The organism is Agrobacterium tumefaciens (assembly GCF_017726655.1).
Lineage (GTDB): Bacteria > Pseudomonadota > Alphaproteobacteria > Rhizobiales > Rhizobiaceae > Agrobacterium > Agrobacterium tumefaciens_B.
Window position 1 is genome coordinate 2,269,552 of sequence record NZ_CP072308.1, and the last position, 18,177, is coordinate 2,287,728.

An 18,177-nucleotide genomic window follows, 5' to 3' on the forward strand; every position below is an offset into this window, starting at 1 on the left:
AGCCTCCTGCGGGAACTGCGCGAAAGTATTTCATCATATGCAGGTTTTCTTAATGGCGTTCGGCTAAGCTTCGGGTTCAAAAGCTCGTCTCTTTATCCGGCAGAACCCCCTTGCAAGATAATTTCGCCTATCTTCTTCCCTTCATCATGCTGACATTCGGCGTGGTGTTTCTGTTCCTGCAGCGGATTGGCCATGCTTCGGCCCGTTATTGGGGCTTCGGATATCTATCGGCGGCTTTCGGTTTCGCGACGCCGCTTGTTTTGGGCGGTCTGCCGTTTGAAGTGCAGGCGATCCTGTCGAACCTGCTCTTCTTTTCCGCCTTCTTTCTGTTTGGCCACGCATTGCTCACGCATTTCGAGCAGCCGCTTTATACCAAGGTACGGCTGTCAATCGTCATTGTCGCGGCGCTGTTGGTCTCCTTTCACGTTGTGGTGACGCCGGATCTGAAGCGTGAACTTGTGATCGGCGATCTCATTTGCGCCCTGTTGCTTGCCATCCCCGTTTGGGTCGTGCGCAAGCGGCCGGTAACGCTCGTAGACAGGATGATGGTGGCAATTGCCGCTCTTGTGGTAGCGGAAACGCTGGTGCGCATCGGCGCGCTTCTGGTCATGACGCCGAACGGATCGATGATTGAGCTCAGCGAATTCTTCGAATCCGACTACGCGTTCTACATGCAGCTGACGGCCAGCATTTTCGGTTTCCTGCTGGCTTTGTCCGTCCTTGCGAGCCAGGTTTCAGTCACCGTCGACAGGCACCAGCATGCGGCTGAACACGATCCGCTGACGGATGTGCTGAACCGGCGCGGCTTTGATCGCCATGTCCCCGACTTCCGCAACGAAACACCCGATGGAGCCGTCATCACCTGTGACATCGACCACTTCAAGCGCATCAACGACATTTACGGCCACGCGGCAGGCGATATCGTTCTGATTAGCCTTTCTGATCTCCTCAGGAGGCATACTTCCAATGGTGCGCGGGTGGCACGTTTCGGCGGCGAAGAATTCGTGGTCTTCCTGCCGGGACAGACGGCGGCGGCGGCCGGTCAGGTGGCGAATGCCATACGCGCAGCGTTTTCGTCGCTTGACTGGAAAAACCGCGGCATCTTGGATCAGATCACGGCGAGCTTCGGCGTTTCAGCCATCGCAAGAGGTGATCACTCCATCCACGATGCCATCAAACGGGCCGATGACAGTCTCTACGCCGCAAAACGTGGCGGTCGTGATCAGGTGGTGCTGGAGGGCGCGCGGTTGCCAGCTGAGGGACCGTCGCTCAGGATCATTTCCGGCAGGTGATCCGTTGCGGGCTCGCTATTGTCCGGCTGCGGCCGCAATCGCCGGCATGAGGTCACGCTCGATGCTGCGCGCATCGAATGGTCCGACCTTCTTGAATAGGATCGTCCCGTCCATACCGACCAGATAGCTTTCAGGAATGCCATACACACCCCAGTCGATCGCCGCCTTTCCGGTGGGATCGACGCCTATCGCGGCAAAAGGGTTGCCGAGTTCGCCGAGGAAGCGCAGGGCATTATCTTGCTTGTCCTTGTAGTTGATGCCAACCACCCTGATGCGGCTGTCCTTCGCCAGCTCCTGCAGCAGCGGATGCTCCTGCCTGCAGGGGATGCACCAGGAGGCGAAGACATTGACCAGCGTCAGCTTGCCCTTGATGGCGGCATCGGTGAGCGCCGGCAGGTTCGAGCCTTCGAGCGGCGGCAGCGACAGGGTCGGCGCTTTCGTGCCGATCAAGGCAGAGGGAATGGCGCTGATATCAAGGCCGTTCACGTCCTGATCATAGAGCATCTTGCCGGCGACGATGGCGAAGCCGCCGAACAGCAGAAGCGGCAGCAACGCCAGCGCATATCTTGCGCGGCCTGTGGTTCTTGCTTTGCCTTCCTGTTTCTGGGTGGCCTGCGTCATTTCCCGTCACCCGTTGAAGCAGCTTTTACCTTGCGGCGCACCCCAGAGGCTTCGAGTTCCTTCAGTTCCCGCTTGCGTGCCTGGCCGTCCATGACGACCCAGGCGATGAGACAGAGAACGACAAGGCCGGTCGTCGCATAGGACATGCCGATGTAAAAGGCGTGCGTCATCCCCTCAGCCCTCCCGGTTGGCGATGCGCGCGGCAAGCCGCCGCTGCGCGGCCACGCGTCGGCGCCAGATTTCATTGCGCATCGCGGCTATATGCAGGGTGAAGAACAGCAGCGTGAAACCGACCGCCATGGTCAGAAGCGGCCAGAGAAACTCCGCGTCGATGGCGGAACCGCCCATGCGGATGACGCTTGCCGGCTGATGCAGCGTATTCCACCATTCGACCGAAAACTTGATGATTGGGATATTCACGAAGCCGACGAGAATCAGCACGGCGCTGACGCGGGCGGCTCTGGAGGGATCGTCCATTGCCCTGTTGAGGGCGATGAGCCCGAGATACATCAGGAAAAGCACGAAGACGGAGGTGAGCCGCGCGTCCCACACCCACCAGGTTCCCCACATTGGCTTGCCCCACAGCGAGCCGGTGATGAGCGCAATCAGCGTGAAGGCCGCACCGATGGGAGCTGCTGCCTTGTGGCTGACATCGGCCAGCGGATGACGCCAGACGAGGGTGCCGATGGCGGAGACGGCCATGACGGAATAACACATCATCGCCAGCCATGCGGAGGGCACGTGCACATACATGATGCGCACGGTGTAACCCTGCTGGTAATCTCCCTCTGAGGTGAAGGACATGTAGAGCCCGGCCGCCAGCACCAGCGCGGTCAAACCGGCGAGCCAGGGCAGGATGCGTGCCGCCAGCGCCAGAAACCGCGTCGGGTTGGCGAGATCGCTGAACCTGGTGATGGAGAAAGTCTGCTCGTTCATGCCGTTTGTGTAACCCGAGAATCGCCGCCCCGCAATTGATCCTTGTCAACGATGGTCGGTCAATCATCGCCGGGCAACGTGGACATTGACGCTTTCATCAATCCATACCATTGCGCAGCGCCAAAGCGGCAAAGAAAGGCCCGGTCACGGCTGAAAATAACGTGATCGCGCAGAGAATGAGAAAGGGTGGCAGGAAGGGTGCCGGGTCCTGCACGGCTGCATAGGATGCACTGACGCCGAAGATCAGCACCGGAATGGCGAGCGGCAGGACGAGGATGGAAACCAGAAGGCCGCCGCGTGGCAGGGCAACGGCAACCGCCGCCCCCACCGCGCCGATGAAGGTGATGGCGGGAGAGCCGACGAGAAGGGTGAGCATCACCGCGCCGATCGCCACCTCGTCCATATTCATGAAAAGGCCGAGAAGGGGCGATGCCACTACCAGGGGGAGGCCCGTTGATACCCAGTGCGCCAGGCATTTGACCAGAACCGTCAGCACCAACGGGGTTTCCTGCATCAGGATGAGATCGAGGGAGCCGTCGTCGCGTTCGGCCTGGAACAGCCGGTCTAGGCCGAGAAGGGCGGACAGAAGTGCGCCGATCCAGACGATGGCCGGGCCGATGCGGGCAAGCAGGTTGAGATCGGGGCCGACGCCGAAAGGGATGACGGCAACCACGGTCATGAAGAACAGCACGCCGATCAGCGCGCCGCCTCCGGCCCGGATCGAGAGCTTGAGATCGCGGAGGAAGAGAGCGGTCATTGTTGAGGCCTCGGTGGGGCAAGCCGCGTGCGCATCGCCATCACGCCCAAGCCTCCACACCCGCAAACCCCGTCATCTGCAATTCCCGCGCATTAGTTAGCCCCAAAGGCTGATGTGTCGCAGCAATCACGATGCCGCCCTTCGATAGATGGTCTTTCACAAGATCGGTAAACATGTCGTCTGCCGCCCTGTCGAGCGCGGCTGTCGGTTCGTCGAGAATCCACACCGGGCGCCATGCAACGAGAAGTTTTGCCATCGCGAAACGGCGCTGTTGACCGGCGGACAGATAACCGTAGGGCAGGTGGGTAATGCCGGCAAGGCCAATGATCTCGGCTGCTTCATCGATGCTGATGCCAGCTGCACCACGAAAGTCTCCAAGGAAATCCTTCCAGAAGCGCAGGTTCTCGAAAACTGTCAGTTCCGTCTTCATCGCATTGCGATGTCCAAGATAATGGCAAGCCTCTGACGGCCGAATCTCCTCGTCAATCCCTTCGCCGGCTATCTTTACGCTGCCCTGTTCGGGCCGCAACAGACCGGCCACCGTGCGCAGCAGCGTCGATTTTCCCGAGCCGTTGCGGCCGGTCAGCACCAGTGCCTCGCCGTCGCTTAACTTGAAGGAAATATTCATGAATATGAAATCTTCGCCGCGTCGCACGCCAAGATTTTCCGCCGTCAGTTGCATGCTGCGGTTCCGATTAAAAATTGCCGCTCGATCATAAAAAAATCGATTAGCGTCGTGGAATGGTCTGGCACGTTTGTCTGAAATTATCTATATGGGTGTCAACACGCCAGCGGCCGGCGTGAACATCATCTTGCGCCGGACTTGACGATTGCGAGGAGCAATTTTCACGTGCGGACAGCGGAAATGGTCGTACCCGCATCCTGATGTGCATGAGTGCATAGGTGTCCGCACGAACGTGTTGGCTATCAGTGTAAGCGGGGTTTTTATCCATGCCCAAGTCACTCGACAGTTTCAAATGTCGTTCCGTTCTTACCGTCGATGGTAAGGACTATGTCTATTTCAGCCTGCCCAAGGCCGAAGCCAATGGCCTGAAGGGCGTTTCCAAGCTGCCCTATTCCATGAAGGTCCTGCTCGAAAACCTGTTGCGTTTCGAAGACGGCCAATCCGTCACCAAGGACCATATTCTGGCGGTTTCCGAATGGCTCAACAACAAGGGCCTCACCGAAAACGAAATCGCCTACCGCCCCGCCCGCGTTCTCATGCAGGACTTCACCGGTGTTCCGGCCGTGGTCGACCTCGCCGCCATGCGTGATGGTCTCAAGGCTCTCGGTGGCGATCCTGAAAAGATCAATCCGCTGGTTCCGGTCGATCTCGTCATCGACCACTCCGTTATCGTTGACGAATTCGGCACGCCGAACGCCTTTGCCCGCAACGTCGAGCTTGAATATGAGCGCAATGGCGAGCGTTATCGCTTCCTGAAATGGGGCCAGCAGGCGTTCAAGAACTTCCGCGTTGTTCCCCCGGGCACCGGCATCTGTCACCAGGTCAACCTGGAATATCTCGGCCAGACCGTCTGGACCAAGGAAGAGGACGGCGAGACCATCGCTTATCCGGATACTTGCGTCGGCACGGACAGCCACACGACCATGATCAATGGCCTCGGCGTTCTCGGTTGGGGCGTCGGCGGTATCGAGGCAGAGGCTGCCATGCTTGGCCAGCCGGTTTCCATGCTTCTGCCCGAGGTCATCGGCTTCAAGCTGACCGGCAAGGTGAAGGAAGGCGTAACCGCGACCGACCTCGTCCTGACCGTCGTGCAGATGCTGCGCAAGAAGGGCGTCGTTTCGAAGTTCGTTGAATTCTTCGGCCCCGGCCTTGATTCAATGTCTCTGGCCGACCGTGCGACCATTGGCAATATGGGCCCGGAATATGGCGCGACCTGCGGCTTCTTCCCGGTTGACAGCGAAACCATCAATTACCTGACGATGTCCGGCCGTGCAAAGGATCGTATTGCCCTGGTGGAAGCCTACTCCAAGGCCCAGGACATGTGGCGCACCGGCGACGGTTCCGACCTCGTCTTTACCGACACCCTCGAACTCGACCTCGGCGACGTCGTACCGTCCATGGCCGGCCCAAAGCGTCCGGAAGGCCGCCTGCCGCTCGGAACCATTGCGCCGAATTTCGCGACGGCTCTCGAAAACGACTACAAGAAGCCCGGCCAGCTTTCGAGCCGCTACGCTGTCGAAGGCGAGGACTTTGATCTTGGTCACGGCGATGTGGCGATTGCCGCCATCACCTCCTGCACCAACACGTCCAATCCCTCCGTCCTCATCGCGGCCGGCCTTCTTGCCCGCAATGCGGTTGCCAAGGGACTGACCTCCAAGCCATGGGTGAAGACATCGCTCGCGCCCGGAAGCCAAGTGGTTGCCGAATATCTCGACAAGTCGGGTCTGCAGAAGGACCTCGATGCGATCGGCTTCAACCTCGTCGGCTTCGGCTGCACGACCTGTATCGGTAACTCCGGCCCGCTGCCGGCGCCGATTTCCAAGACGATCAACGACAAAGGCCTCATTGCTGCCGGCGTTCTCTCCGGCAACCGCAACTTCGAAGGCCGTATCTCGCCGGACGTGCAGGCGAACTATCTGGCATCTCCGCCCCTCGTTGTTGCTTACGCCCTTGCTGGTACGGTCCAGAAGGACCTGACCAAGGAGCCGATTGGCAATGATAAGGACGGCAACCCGGTCTATCTCAAGGACATCTGGCCGACCTCCAAGGAGATTCAGGAGTTCATCCTGAAATACGTCACCCGCGAACTTTACGAGACGAAGTACGCCGACGTGTTCAAGGGCGATGAGAACTGGCAGGCCGTTCAGGTGCCGCCGGGTCAGACCTATGCCTGGGACGACAATTCGACCTATGTCCAGAACCCACCCTACTTTGTGGGCATGGGCAAGACGGGTTCGGGTCTCAAGAATATCAAGGGCGCGCGCGTCCTCGGTCTCTTCGGTGACAAGATCACGACCGACCATATTTCTCCGGCGGGTTCGATCAAGGCGGCATCGCCTGCCGGTGCCTATCTCACCGAGCATGGCGTTGGTGTTGCGGACTTCAACCAGTACGGCACGCGTCGTGGCAACCACGAAGTGATGATGCGCGGCACTTTTGCCAACATCCGTATTCGTAACCACATGCTCGGCCCGAACGGCAAGGAAGGTGGCTACACCATTCACTATCCTTCCAAGGAAGAAATGTCGATCTATGACGCGGCCATGAAGTACAAGGCCGAGGGCGTTCCGCTTGTCATCTTTGCAGGTGTCGAATATGGCAACGGCTCGTCCCGCGACTGGGCGGCCAAGGGCACCAACCTGCTCGGCGTCAAGGCGGTCATCGCGCAGTCCTTTGAACGTATTCACCGTTCGAACCTGGTCGGCATGGGCGTTGTGCCCTTCGTTTTCGAAGAGGGAACGTCCTGGGCAAGCCTCGACCTCAAGGGCGATGAAATCGTCGAGATCGACGGTCTCGAAGGCGAGATCAAGCCGCGTGAAAAGAAGATCGCCAAGATCACTTACAGCGACGGAACGGTGAAGGAGGTTCCGCTTCTCTGCCGCATCGATACGCTTGATGAGGTGATCTATATGAACAATGGCGGCATTCTGCAGACTGTTCTGCGCGACCTCGCAGCCTGATGTTTGATGGGTGAAGACGCCGGGAGCGATCCCGGCGTCTTTCCATTTTGCGACGCTTTTTTGTGATGCTCGCTCACCCCTTCGTGACTTTCTATTGAAGGGCAATCGACGTTATTTTCCGGTTTACATCCCGGCAGGATTGATTGCATCAATTCGTGTGGATATGGCCCGGACAAAGGTTTTTGTAATGCCCCTGAAATTCCCCCTGTCGATATGTCTTCTCGGCACGCTTCTCGCCACCTCCGCGCAGGCGCAGGAGGCCCTGAAGGGCGTTGTCGAATTGTTCACATCGCAGGGATGCGCCTCGTGCCCGCCGGCGGATGAGGCCTTGCGAAAGATGATCCAGAAGGGCGACGTTGTCGGTCTTTCCTACCATGTCGATTACTGGAACTATCTGGGCTGGACGGATTCGCTGGCGTCGAAGGAAAATACCGACCGCCAATATGGCTATATGCGCGCGCTGGGTCGCAACGGGGTCTATACGCCTCAGGCGATCCTGAACGGGCGCGACCACGTCAAGGGCGCGGATGTGCGCGGTATCTATGATCGCCTCGACGCCTTCAAGCGCGAGGGCAAAGGCCTGAGCGTGCCGGTTTCGTCAAAATTTGCCGGTGATGAGGTGGAAATCGACATTGGCGCCGGTCGTGGCAAGGCCGATGTCGTCGTGGCCTATTTCACCCGCGAGCAGACGGTCGATGTTCAAAAGGGCGATAATCAGGGTAAGAAGATTTCCTATTGGCACAGCGTCTATGACGTGCAGACGGTCGGCATGTGGGACGGATCGGCCATGACCGTGAAACTTCCGGCCAGCGTTGTGGCCAAAGTCAAGAAGGGCGGTTGCGCCGTTCTGTTGCAGACCGCCAATGCCGGCGGTGATCCCGCGGCAATTGTCGGCGCAAGCATTCTCTTGGGGAACGAAAATCCGTAATCGCCGCTCTGGCGATGGAAGATCCGGTCCGGGCATTGGGGGCTGGGGGTAAAGGGTCAATGCACCGGACCGGGTCATCTTGGTGCCTAGGCATCAATTGACGATAGGACTATTCCATTCAATTCAGGCCATGGTTTGACCGAAATACGGCGGGCCCGATGAAAATGGTTGCCTAAATGGTTACCATTCTTAACCCCTGCTTTCGACTTCGGCAGAGAAGAGCAGGCGTTTTCCCCATTCTCAATGCAATCTGGGTACTGATGACTTCGTGGCGTGGATCCAACGCTTCCTGATAGGCAAAGGTGCGCAAAGGCTTGCAATTTCGCCCCCCAAAGCTCACACTGCATTGATGATTTGGGTGGAATCGGAGGTTTTGGATGACCGATCAACCGGATGTGCAGCAGGTGCAGACCGCTTCACGCGACAGTTCCACCGTTATCGATCTCCGCGAATACAAGAAAAATAAAGACCCTCTGCCGGTCACCTTTCATCGCCGCGAACTCGACGCGATCCTGCGGATTTACGGCCGTATGGTGGGCGAAGGCGAGTGGCGTGATTACGCCATCGATCATCTGAAGGAAAAGGCCGTGTTCTCGGTCTTCAAGCGTTCGGGTGAAATGCCGCTCTACAGGATAGAGAAAAATCCCAAGCTGGCGGCCAAGCAGGGCGCTTATTGTGTGGTGAATGTGAACGGGCGCATCCTGAAGCGCGGGCACGATTTGCCGCAGGTCCTCAAGGTGTTCGACAAGGTTCTGAAACTGATCGAGTGAAAGGTCGCTGGCCCATCTACCGGTGTCGTGGCGGCGCCAGGATCAAATCGACCAAAACCAGGTCAAACAAAAAAGGCGGCCAAGCGGCCGCCTTTCGTATCTCTGTAACGAGGACTCTTGTCCTTAGTCGTCGCGGTTCCCGAGGAACTGCAGAAGGAAGGTAAAGAGGTTGATGAAGTCGAGGTAGAGCGTCAGTGCGCCCATGATGGCCTTGCGACCGGCGACAGCGACATCATCCGCATCGAAATACATTTCCTTGATCTTCTGCGTGTCATAGGCAGTGAGACCAGCAAAGATCAGCACGCCGATCGCGGAGATTGCGAACTGCAGGGCAGATGATGCCAGGAAAATGTTGACGATGGACGCAATGATCAGGCCGAACAGACCCATGATCAGGAAGGAACCCATGCCGGACAGGTCCTTCTTGGTCGTGTAGCCGTACAGCGAGAGCGCGCCGAACGAAGCAGCGGTCACGAAGAACGTCTGAACGATGCTCTGGCCGGTGTAGACCATGAAGATCGAGGAGAGCGAAACGCCCATCAGCGCCGCATAGACCCAGAATGTCGTCTGGGCAGCGGAAACACTCATGTTCTGGATGCGGAAGCTAAGGAAGAAAACCAGCGCCAGCGGTGCCAGCATCACGACCCAGCGAAGCGGGGAGGCAAAAAGCAGCTGGGCAAAAGCTTCATTTGAAGCGGCAAGCGTGTATGTGCCAAACGCCGCAACGCCCGTGATGACCAGAGCCAGCGCCATCAGGTTATAAACCTTGAGCATGTAGGCGCGAAGACCTTCGTCGATCATCGCACCAGATTGTGCACGCGTCTGCGCCATCCGGTTCTGGTAGTTATTAAAGTCAGCCATTGTTTCCTCTTTTGAGCTCCGTAATTGCTACGGTGTCGGGATACCTCCCGGGCGCCGCTGCGGAGCTTCAGCAAGCCTGCTTGAGAATATGATGGCAGAACGTGTTCGATACAAGGCCTTTTGCGGTCGAAAAAACACCATATGCGCGAAAACCGCTCACGTTTTGGCGATCATTACCAGGAATTAATCGCTAAAGTTAAACGGTGCACAACCGATGGTCACTCGCCTGCCTGGCGCAGAACCGGCGCCGCTTTCTGCCCGAGAATGCGCCATGTGCCGATGAGGCCGATGCCCACGGTCATGACGAGCGCAGCGACGAGCGTTCCGATCGCCACATCCGGCAGGAAGCTGGAGGGCAGCTTCATGATGCGGGCGATCACGAACCAGGCGGACACACCGCCGGCAAAAAGCGCGAAGATGGCGGTGGCGAGGCCGAGGATCATATATTCGTAGGAGAACGCGCGGATCAGCATGTTCCGCGTGCCGCCCAGCGTTTTGAGGATGACGGCATCATGCGTGCGGGCGCGGTTGCCGGCCGCAAGTGCACCGGCGAGAACCAGAACAGACGCAATCAGCGCGACAGCGGCTGCCGCGCGGATGGCGGTCGCGAGCTGGCCGACGAGCCGGTTGACGACATCGAGCGCATCCTTCACGCGGACGCTTGTGATCGTCGGATAGGTATTTGTCACGGCGCGCAGAATCCGGCCTTCGTCGGCTGCGGATGCGGAAGGGTCGGCGAGCGTCGCCAGCCACGCGTGCGGCGCGCCGCGAAACGTGTTCGGCGAAAAGACCATGACGAAATTGATCGACAGCGATTCCCATTCCACGTTGCGCAGATTGGCGATTTTGGCCGTGATGCTGCGGCCAAGGACATTGACGGTGACACTGTCGCCGATCTTGAGGCCCAGATCACCGGCCTCCTTGGCTGCAAATGATACCAGCGGTTCGCCGGAGTAATCGGGAGCCCACCATGTCCCCTCCGTCAACGTCGCGTTTTCGGGAATGATTTCGGAATAGGTAATGCCGCGGTCGCCACGCAGAACCCAGCGGCCTGATGACGGGACATCCATTTTGGTCACATCCTGTCCATTGAGGGCAAGGATGCGGCCGCGGAGCATGGGCACTTCCGTCAGGGTGCCGGCTGGCGCTTCGCGCTTCAGCAGGTCGCGGAAGCCCTGAACCTCGGAGCCCTGAATATCGACGAAGAAGAAATTCGGCGCCTTTTCCGGCAGGCTGTCCGTCAGTTCGCGGCGCAGATTGCCGTCGATCAGCGTCAGCGTCACCAGCAGCGTCAGGCCAAGGCCGAGCGAGAGAACCACCGAGGGCGTGAGGGCGCCCGGCCTGTGAATATTGCCGATCGCCAGACGAAGGGCTGCCGAATGGACCCGCGGGCTGCGTTTGGCAATGGCCTTCACGCCCGAGGCGACGAGCCGCAACACCACGAAGGCAAAGGCGATGGCGCCAAGGAAAACCGATGCGATGAAACGGTCTTCCGCCGAAAAGATGGCAAGTGCTGCGAGCGCCGCCAGAAGCATGACCGTTGCCGCCAGATAAGGCCATGACGGCCAGCGGCCTTCTTCAAAACCCTGTTCGCGGAAAAGTGCCGTTGCCGGCACTTCACGTGCCTGACCGAGCGGCACGATGGCAAAGGCGAGCGTGGTCACCAGCCCAAAAAGGGCGGCAAGGCCAAGGGCTCCGGGATAGAAGACGAGTTCGGCCGGGACGGGCAGCACGCCTTCGAGAAAACGCATGGCGACAAGCGGCGCGACGGCGCCAACCGCAAGGCCGATAACGATACCAACGGCAGCGATGAAAGCGATCTGGAAGAGATAGGTCATGGTGACCACGGAGGCCGGCGCGCCCAGGCATTTCAGCGAGGCAATTGTCGTTCGCTTGGAATCGAGGAAAGCGCGCACGGCGTTGGCGACGCCGACACCGCCGACGATGAGGGCAGTCAAACCCACCAGCGTCAGGAATTGCGAGAAACGGTTGACGTTATCGGTCAGCGAGGGCGCTGCGCGATCGCTGGTGCGAATTGACCAACCGGCGTCAGGAAAGGCCTTGTTGGCCGCGTCCGTCACGGTTGACCGTGCTGCCGGGTCGTTCAGCTTGATCTTATAGGCATGTTCGACAAGGCTGCCGGTCTGGACAAGACCGGACGCAAAAAGCGCATCACGGCTGACCATCAGTCTTGGGGCAAAACCGAAACCATCCGAGAGGGCATCCGGCTCATCGACAACGGTGCCGGTCAGTCTCAGCTTCACATTTCCGAGCAGGACTTCATCGCCGACCTTGATGCCGAGCCGCTCCAGCAGCAGCGGTGCGGCGATCGCACCATAGGCATCACCGTTTGCCGCCAGAAGCTCGCTCAGCGGCCGGGTGGGTTCCGATGTAAACGTGCCGTAGAGGGGATAAGCTCCGTCGACCGCCTTCACTTCTGCCAATGTCTGCTCTGATCCATCGGCGAGACGTGCCATGGAGCGCGTCCCGGTGGAGACCGCAACGGTGCCAAGCCTGTCGAGATAAGACCGCTCTTCCTGTGTCGCCTCCCTGTTGCGCAGCTCGAAGCGCACATCGCCCGCCAGAATGGACTGGCCTTCGGTGGCGATGGCGCTGGTGACGGCGCGCGAGACGGAATTGACGGCGGCAATGGCGCCCGTTCCAAGTGCGATACAGGCGAGAAAAATGTAAAAACCCCGAAGGCCGCCACGAATTTCCCGTCGCGCCAGTCGAGCCGCATTTCTGATATTGGAGAACGACGGAAATACAGATCCCATCATGCCGATACCGCCCGTGCCATCTGCGGGCGGGCGCTGTCACCCTCAATTTCGCCGGAACGCACCTTGATCTGCCGGGAGCATCGGGCCGCAAGCGACGGATCGTGAGTGACGAGGACCATCGTCATGCCGCGCTCGGCCTGCTTGGCAAAAAGCAGATCGGCGATCTGCCTGCCCGTGTCGGTATCGAGGTTACCGGTCGGTTCGTCGGCGATGAGAACGGCCGGTGAGGGGGCAAGGGCGCGGGCGATGGCGACGCGCTGCTGTTCGCCGCCCGAGAGCTGGCCGGGATAGTGATTGAGCCGCTCGCCAAGACCGACGGCGACGAGCTCGCGCTTGGCGATGTCAAAGGGGTTGGCGACGTTGGCAAGTTCAAGCGGAACGGCGACGTTTTCAAGCGCCGTCATGTTGGCGATGAGGTGGAAGGACTGGAAAACAATGCCGATGTTGCGGCCGCGAAAATCGGCCAGCGCATCCTCGCCGAGCTTGTGCAGCTCGGTATCGGCGATGATGATTTCGCCGCTGTCCAGCCTTTCAAGGCCGGCCAGCACCATCAGAAGTGTGGATTTGCCTGAGCCGGAGGGGCCGACGATGCCGACTGCCTCGCTCTCTCCGATGGAAAGATCGATATTTTTGAGAACGTGAACGGAGGCGGCGGCATTGCCGAGCGTGAGGTCGGCTTTCTTCAGCTCTATGATGCTTTTCGTCACAATTCTCGTTCCTATATAGGGTGATGAAACGGTCTGGCGGTCTATGCGTTCGGTGTTTCACGACAATGGAAACCAAGTTAGGAAAGCCGTGATGAGATTTAAAGCTGCCCTGTTTCACTTCATCGTCATAATCGCAGGCGCGCTTTCCGTCGTTTCCGCGTCGGCTCAGGAGCGGACATTGCAACTCGTCGGCTTCGGCGACAGCCTGATGGCTGGTTATCAACTTCCTCCGACCGACAGCTACACCGCCCAGCTTGAAGCCGCGTTAAAGGCCAAGGGCATGAAGGTTACCATCACCAACGCCGGTGTCTCCGGTGATACCTCCTCGGGCGGTCTGGCGCGGGCAGAGTGGTCCGTTCCCGATGGCACCGATGGCGTCATTCTGGAACTCGGCGCAAACGACGCGCTGCGGGGCATCCCGCCTGAGCAGACCGAGAAAAACCTCGATGCGATCATCTCCGGTTTTCAGAAACGCAACATAGCCGTGTTGCTGGTCGGCATTATGGCGCCGCCGAACATGGGCGACGACTATGCCAAGCGTTTCAATCCAATTTTTCAGAGGCTCGCCCAAAAATACAGCCTTCCGCTCTACCCCTTCTTTCTGGATGGCGTGGTGACTGATGATGCGTTGAAACTGGATGACAAGATGCATCCCAACACCAAGGGTGTAGCGATGATGGTCGAGAAATCTTTGCCGGCTGTTGAAAGCTTCATCAAGACAATCGGTGCGCAAAAAAAATAAGCACTTGCGCCGGTGTGCATTGCATGATTCGCTATGATTGTTCTGCCAAGAGATTCGGGGAGCTCGCCATGCCGAGACTGTTTACCGCCCTCGAAATTCCGCGCAATGCGGCGATGAGCCTTTCATTGTTGCGCGGTGGTCTGCCGGGAGCCCGGTGGATTGATGTGGAGAATTATCATATAACGCTGCGTTTCATCGGTGACATCGACGGTCGCACCGCCGACGAGGTCGTGGACAGGCTGGACCGGATCGACAGGCCGGAATTCCAGCTCAACCTAACCGGTATGGGCTCCTTCGGCTCGAAGAAGCCGCATTCGATCTGGGCTGGCGTTTCTCCTTCCCCGGAAATGAATGCGCTGCAGGCGGAAATCGAGAGAATCTGCCAGAGGATCGGTCTCCCGCCCGATCCACGCAAGTTCATGCCGCACGTCACCCTGGCGCGGCTTCGCTCGTCGCGCCTTGATGATGTCGTCCACTACCTCTCGGGGCGGGGCAATTTCCGCACCTCGCCCTTCACGGTCGGCCGTTTCGTGCTGATGTCGTCGAAGGAATCGGTGGGCGGCGGGCCTTACATCGTTGAGGAGGCCTTCCCGCTCCACGAGGCGCGGTCGAGCTCCGTCTTTTCAAGCAGCGATCTGCATCCCGTCAAAAGCATGGTGTAGACGCGGAGGAACCCATTCTCGGCCCCATAATAGGGGTCGGGGACGTCCTGCGAGCAGCCTGTGGCATATTCCATGAAGAGGTGGATTTTGTGCCGGTGCTCGGGCGCGCTTGTTTGAAGCAGGTTTGCCAGATTGGTTCGGTCCATCGCCAGTATCAGATCGAAGGTCTGGAAATCTGTCTGGTTGACCTGCCTTGCCCGCTGCCGTGAAATATCGGTTTCGTGCTGGCGTGCGATGGCGATAGACCGCGGGTCAGGCGCGTCACCTGCGTGCCAGCCGCCGGTGCCGGCCGAATCGATGGTATACTGGCCCTTTAAGCCCGGCTCGTCACACAGCTTTCTCAAAATGCCTTCGGCGAGCGGGGAACGGCAGATATTGCCCATGCAGACAAAAAGAATAGCTGTATGTTTCATGGAAAATGCGTCGATCCGGTGGTTGAAGCGTTAAGAGGTCTGAATTGGAGGTTAGTTCATGAAATATCCCAGACTGGAACCTGACGCCATAGAACAGGGGCTTTCAAAGCTGGAAGGCTGGTCTTTGCGAGAAGACGGCGCGGCCATTGTCCGTGCGTTCAAGTTCGCGAGTTTTGCGGAAGCTTTCGGCTTCATGGCCGAGGCGGCGCTCGCCGCGGAGAAGCTCAATCATCATCCTGAATGGTCGAATGTCTATTCACGCGTGAAAGTGTGTTTGACCACGCATGACTCTCAGGGCGTCACGGAACGGGATTTCCTTCTTGCGGAGGCCATGCAGAAAGCGGCGGCCGGGCGGGGGAATTGAACGGCGGCCTTTCAAACCCATATAATAGCCGTGACCAGAGGACCGTCGATCATGGATGATGTGAAAATCGGTGAAATTCTTCTGCCGGGTGAAACCGACAAGCAGCGTGAGCGCGAAGAGGTTGTTCGGGCCAAGTTCTGGCCGAAACTGAAGCGCGTCATGGCGAAGGTGCCGTTTGCCCGCGATGCGGCCGCTGCCTATTACTGTGCAGTCGATCGCGACACGCCGCTGCGCGCCAAGGGGATTATCCTGGCTGCGCTCGCTTATTTCATCATGCCATTCGACGCCGTGCCCGACATGCTGGCGGTCGTCGGTTTTACCGATGATATTGCAGTCATCACCGCAGCTCTCGCGATGATCCGCGCCCATATCAAGATGGAGCATTACGATGCAGCCGATGCCATGTTGAAGAGGCAGCAGGAAGCGGAGTAACGCCTCTGTGATGCCGCGCAATGGCGCTGCCGGATGCCTGACAAATTCTTGCCTGAATTTGTGTGTCATACACACGACTGAAGGGCGTTTTGCGCCCTTTTCCTCAGGGCGTCGGGAGTCGCCAATCTGTAACACTGCAAGACGTTTCCGGCTTTTTATGCATGTTGTTGACGGTTTGGTAACCGCTTCCCGACCACAATGAGAAAAGACGATCCGCACCTGAACGTGGCCGATCCAGACTCTGGGCTCGCCGATGCTTCGGGCCAATGGAAGACAATAACCCGGCAGGAAATTTCATGTTTGTAAGAAGTGTAGCAACCGCAGCGGCCATTTTGCTGACCAGCGTCGGCGTAGCATCTGCACAGTCGCCCACGCGTATCCAGCAGTTCAATGCCTGGGGTGCGTATTCGTACAAATCGGGCAACAGCACCGTCTGCTACGTTCTTTCCATCCCCACCTCCAAGGAACCGGCCAGCGTCGACCACGGCGATATCTTCTTCATCGTCTCACAGCGCCCTGGCCAGAATATCTCGTATGAGCCGCAGGCCATGGTGGGTTACCCGCTGAAGCAGGGTTCCAAGGTCAATGTGACGATCGACAACAAGAACTTCGTCATGTTCACCAAGGACAAGGCTGCCTGGGTTGAAAACGCGGCTGAAGAGCCTGCTCTCGTGGCTGCGATGAAGGGCGGCAAATCGATGACCGTCAAGGCGGTTTCCGGCCGCGGCACAGCGACGTCCTACTCCTACTCTCTCTCGGGTATTTCGGCCGCTCTCAAGCAGATCGAGAGCTGCAAGTAATTCCGACTCCCTCGGATTTTATGATGGCCGGTCAATGACCGGCCATTTGCGTTTTTGCCAGTTTGATGCTAAAGGCGCGGCAACATTGACAGGCGGAGGCGCTAAACGTGCTCCGCCTTTGATTTTCTCGACATGCAGACGAATTCCCGCCGATTTAACAGGCCGGTCGCGCGACGCATGGAACGATGGGATAATGTAATGTCCGTTATGGAAGCTCCTGCCGGCCTGGCAGTCAAAGCCCCGCTGATCGCCAACAGCGACCTCATGTCCGGCAAGCCGTCCCTGATCGGGATGACGCGCGAGGAAATGGGCGACGCTTTGGCCGAAATCGGTGTGCCGCAGAAGCAGGTGAAGATGCGCGTCAGCCAGTTGTGGAACTGGCTCTATGTGCGCGGCGTCTCCGATTTCGACAACATGACAAATGTTGCCAAGGAACTTCGCGAGAAGCTGAAGGCCGCCTTCACCATCGCCCGACCTGAAATCGTCGAGGAGCAGATCTCCAATGACGGCACCCGCAAATGGCTGATGCGTTTTCCGCCGCGCGGGGCAGGTCGCCCGGTCGAGATTGAAACGGTCTACATCCCGGAAGAAGGCCGCGGCACGCTGTGCATCTCAAGCCAGGTCGGCTGTTCGTTGACCTGTTCTTTCTGTCACACCGGCACGCAGCGTCTGGTGCGCAATCTCACGGCCGAGGAAATCCTCTCGCAGCTGCTGCTGGCGCGTGACCGGCTTGGTGATTTTCCTGACGGTTCGACGCCGGTCGGCGCCTATGTCCCGAGCGAAGGCCGAAAGGTTTCCAACATCGTCATGATGGGCATGGGCGAGCCGCTCTATAATTTCGAGCATGTGAAGACCGCGCTTTTGATCGCCACAGATGGTGACGGCCTGTCGCTCTCCAAGCGACGCGTCACCCTTTCCACCTCGGGAGTCGTGCCGGAAATCTTCCGCACGGGCGATGAGATCGGCGTGATGCTGGCGATTTCGCTGCACGCGGTGCGTGATGAGCTGCGCGACATGCTCGTGCCCATCAACAAGAAATATCCGCTGAAAGAGCTGATCGAGGCCTGCCGCAACTATCCGGGCCTCTCCAATGCCCGGCGCATCACTTTCGAATATGTGATGCTGAAGGACGTCAACGACAGCCTGGAGGACGCCAAGATGCTCGTGCAGCTGCTGAAGGGCGTTCCGGCCAAGATCAACCTCATTCCATTTAATCCGTGGCCGGGCACAAATTACCAGTGCTCCGACTGGGCGCAGATCGAAAAGTTTGCGGATTTCATCAATCAGGCGGGTTACGCCTCGCCGATCCGGACACCGCGCGGCCGCGACATTCTCGCCGCCTGCGGTCAGTTGAAGTCGGAATCGGAACGGATGCGCAAGACCGAAAGACTGGCTTTCGAGGCCATGATGATCGCAAACCACGGCGCGGATGACTGAATAAGTTAAAACTGGGCCATAAAGCTGGCT

General features: G+C 58.7%; 19 protein-coding genes. 10 read left to right on the top strand and 9 right to left on the bottom strand.

The annotated features are described in order from the left end of the window. The first annotated feature begins 110 nt into the window (after nucleotides 1-110). Nucleotides 111-1,292: a GGDEF domain-containing protein gene (locus AT6N2_RS11150; protein ID WP_209086814.1), complete on the top strand. Its 1,182-nt coding sequence runs from the start codon at nucleotides 111-113 to the stop codon at nucleotides 1,290-1,292. Nucleotides 1,293-1,307: 15 nt separating this feature from the next. Here the strand turns inward: AT6N2_RS11150 and AT6N2_RS11155 are convergent, their stop codons facing one another. The 5 genes from AT6N2_RS11155 to ccmA form a co-directional block, all read right to left on the bottom strand. After that, nucleotides 1,308-1,913 (bottom strand): DsbE family thiol:disulfide interchange protein, encoded by a 606-nt coding sequence (locus AT6N2_RS11155; RefSeq protein ID WP_209086816.1) that lies wholly within the window; start codon nucleotides 1,911-1,913, stop codon nucleotides 1,308-1,310. Continuing rightward, nucleotides 1,910-2,083, bottom strand: coding sequence for a heme exporter protein CcmD (ccmD, locus tag AT6N2_RS11160; protein WP_209086819.1), 174 nt, complete (start codon nucleotides 2,081-2,083; stop codon nucleotides 1,910-1,912). The genes AT6N2_RS11155 and ccmD overlap by 4 nt, the downstream gene beginning before the upstream one ends. A gap of 4 nt (nucleotides 2,084-2,087) precedes the next feature. Further along, nucleotides 2,088-2,849 carry a heme ABC transporter permease gene (locus AT6N2_RS11165; protein WP_209086827.1) on the bottom strand — a complete coding sequence of 254 codons (762 nt, stop codon included), beginning with the start codon at nucleotides 2,847-2,849 and terminating at the stop codon, nucleotides 2,088-2,090. A 97-nt stretch (nucleotides 2,850-2,946) separates the two neighbouring features. Further along, complete coding sequence (ccmB, locus tag AT6N2_RS11170; RefSeq protein WP_209086829.1) at nucleotides 2,947-3,606, bottom strand: heme exporter protein CcmB; 660 nt, start codon at nucleotides 3,604-3,606, stop codon at nucleotides 2,947-2,949. Between the two features lie 40 nt (nucleotides 3,607-3,646). Beyond that, complete coding sequence (ccmA, locus tag AT6N2_RS11175) at nucleotides 3,647-4,288, bottom strand: heme ABC exporter ATP-binding protein CcmA (RefSeq protein ID WP_209086831.1); 642 nt, start codon at nucleotides 4,286-4,288, stop codon at nucleotides 3,647-3,649. 269 nt (nucleotides 4,289-4,557) lie between these two features. Here ccmA and acnA point away from each other — a divergent pair, with 269 nt between their 5' ends. From acnA to AT6N2_RS11190, 3 genes are all read left to right on the top strand, one after another. Next, the gene (gene acnA, locus AT6N2_RS11180) at nucleotides 4,558-7,251 is read left to right on the top strand and encodes an aconitate hydratase AcnA (protein ID WP_209086833.1); all 2,694 of its coding nucleotides are present in this window, start codon (nucleotides 4,558-4,560) and stop codon (nucleotides 7,249-7,251) included. 187 nt (nucleotides 7,252-7,438) lie between these two features. After that, nucleotides 7,439-8,179, top strand: coding sequence for a DUF1223 domain-containing protein (locus tag AT6N2_RS11185; protein WP_063951605.1), 741 nt, complete (start codon nucleotides 7,439-7,441; stop codon nucleotides 8,177-8,179). Between the two features lie 377 nt (nucleotides 8,180-8,556). Continuing rightward, a complete protein-coding gene (locus AT6N2_RS11190) occupies nucleotides 8,557-8,949 on the top strand; it encodes a DUF2794 domain-containing protein (RefSeq protein WP_209086841.1) in 393 nt (130 codons plus the stop codon). A 123-nt stretch (nucleotides 8,950-9,072) separates the two neighbouring features. Here the strand turns inward: AT6N2_RS11190 and AT6N2_RS11195 are convergent, their stop codons facing one another. The 3 genes from AT6N2_RS11195 to AT6N2_RS11205 form a co-directional block, all read right to left on the bottom strand. Then, nucleotides 9,073-9,810 carry a Bax inhibitor-1/YccA family protein gene (locus tag AT6N2_RS11195; RefSeq protein ID WP_209086843.1) on the bottom strand — a complete coding sequence of 246 codons (738 nt, stop codon included), beginning with the start codon at nucleotides 9,808-9,810 and terminating at the stop codon, nucleotides 9,073-9,075. Between the two features lie 218 nt (nucleotides 9,811-10,028). Beyond that, nucleotides 10,029-12,590, bottom strand: a complete 2,562-nt coding sequence (locus AT6N2_RS11200; RefSeq protein ID WP_209086844.1) for an ABC transporter permease — start codon at nucleotides 12,588-12,590, stop codon at nucleotides 10,029-10,031. Then, on the bottom strand, nucleotides 12,587-13,297 hold the full coding sequence (locus tag AT6N2_RS11205; protein ID WP_063951429.1) for an ABC transporter ATP-binding protein: 711 nt from the start codon (nucleotides 13,295-13,297) through the stop codon (nucleotides 12,587-12,589). Before AT6N2_RS11205 ends, AT6N2_RS11200 begins: the two co-directional genes overlap by 4 nt. A 91-nt stretch (nucleotides 13,298-13,388) precedes the next feature. On the opposite strand from AT6N2_RS11205, the gene AT6N2_RS11210 reads away from it, so the two are divergent. Both AT6N2_RS11210 and thpR read left to right on the top strand, forming a co-directional pair. Beyond that, a complete protein-coding gene (locus AT6N2_RS11210; RefSeq protein WP_209086846.1) occupies nucleotides 13,389-14,039 on the top strand; it encodes an arylesterase in 651 nt (216 codons plus the stop codon). A 68-nt stretch (nucleotides 14,040-14,107) separates the two neighbouring features. Beyond that, nucleotides 14,108-14,701: an RNA 2',3'-cyclic phosphodiesterase gene (thpR, locus tag AT6N2_RS11215; protein WP_144578216.1), complete on the top strand. Its 594-nt coding sequence runs from the start codon at nucleotides 14,108-14,110 to the stop codon at nucleotides 14,699-14,701. Here the strand turns inward: thpR and AT6N2_RS11220 are convergent. Further along, nucleotides 14,608-15,114 carry a low molecular weight protein-tyrosine-phosphatase gene (locus AT6N2_RS11220; protein ID WP_209086848.1) on the bottom strand — a complete coding sequence of 169 codons (507 nt, stop codon included), beginning with the start codon at nucleotides 15,112-15,114 and terminating at the stop codon, nucleotides 14,608-14,610. The genes thpR and AT6N2_RS11220 overlap by 94 nt on opposite strands. 58 nt (nucleotides 15,115-15,172) lie before the next feature. On the opposite strand from AT6N2_RS11220, the gene AT6N2_RS11225 reads away from it, so the two are divergent. The 4 genes from AT6N2_RS11225 (at nucleotide 15,173) to rlmN (ending at nucleotide 18,147) form a co-directional block, all read left to right on the top strand. Continuing rightward, on the top strand, nucleotides 15,173-15,478 hold the full coding sequence (locus AT6N2_RS11225) for a 4a-hydroxytetrahydrobiopterin dehydratase (protein WP_063951426.1): 306 nt from the start codon (nucleotides 15,173-15,175) through the stop codon (nucleotides 15,476-15,478). 51 nt (nucleotides 15,479-15,529) lie between these two features. Next, nucleotides 15,530-15,910, top strand: a complete 381-nt coding sequence (locus AT6N2_RS11230; RefSeq protein WP_144578213.1) for a YkvA family protein — start codon at nucleotides 15,530-15,532, stop codon at nucleotides 15,908-15,910. Between the two features lie 296 nt (nucleotides 15,911-16,206). Continuing rightward, nucleotides 16,207-16,710, top strand: coding sequence for an invasion associated locus B family protein (locus AT6N2_RS11235; RefSeq protein WP_063951424.1), 504 nt, complete (start codon nucleotides 16,207-16,209; stop codon nucleotides 16,708-16,710). A gap of 198 nt (nucleotides 16,711-16,908) precedes the next feature. Beyond that, nucleotides 16,909-18,147, top strand: a complete 1,239-nt coding sequence (rlmN, locus tag AT6N2_RS11240) for a 23S rRNA (adenine(2503)-C(2))-methyltransferase RlmN (protein WP_186376883.1) — start codon at nucleotides 16,909-16,911, stop codon at nucleotides 18,145-18,147. Nucleotides 18,148-18,177 lie beyond the last annotated feature (30 nt).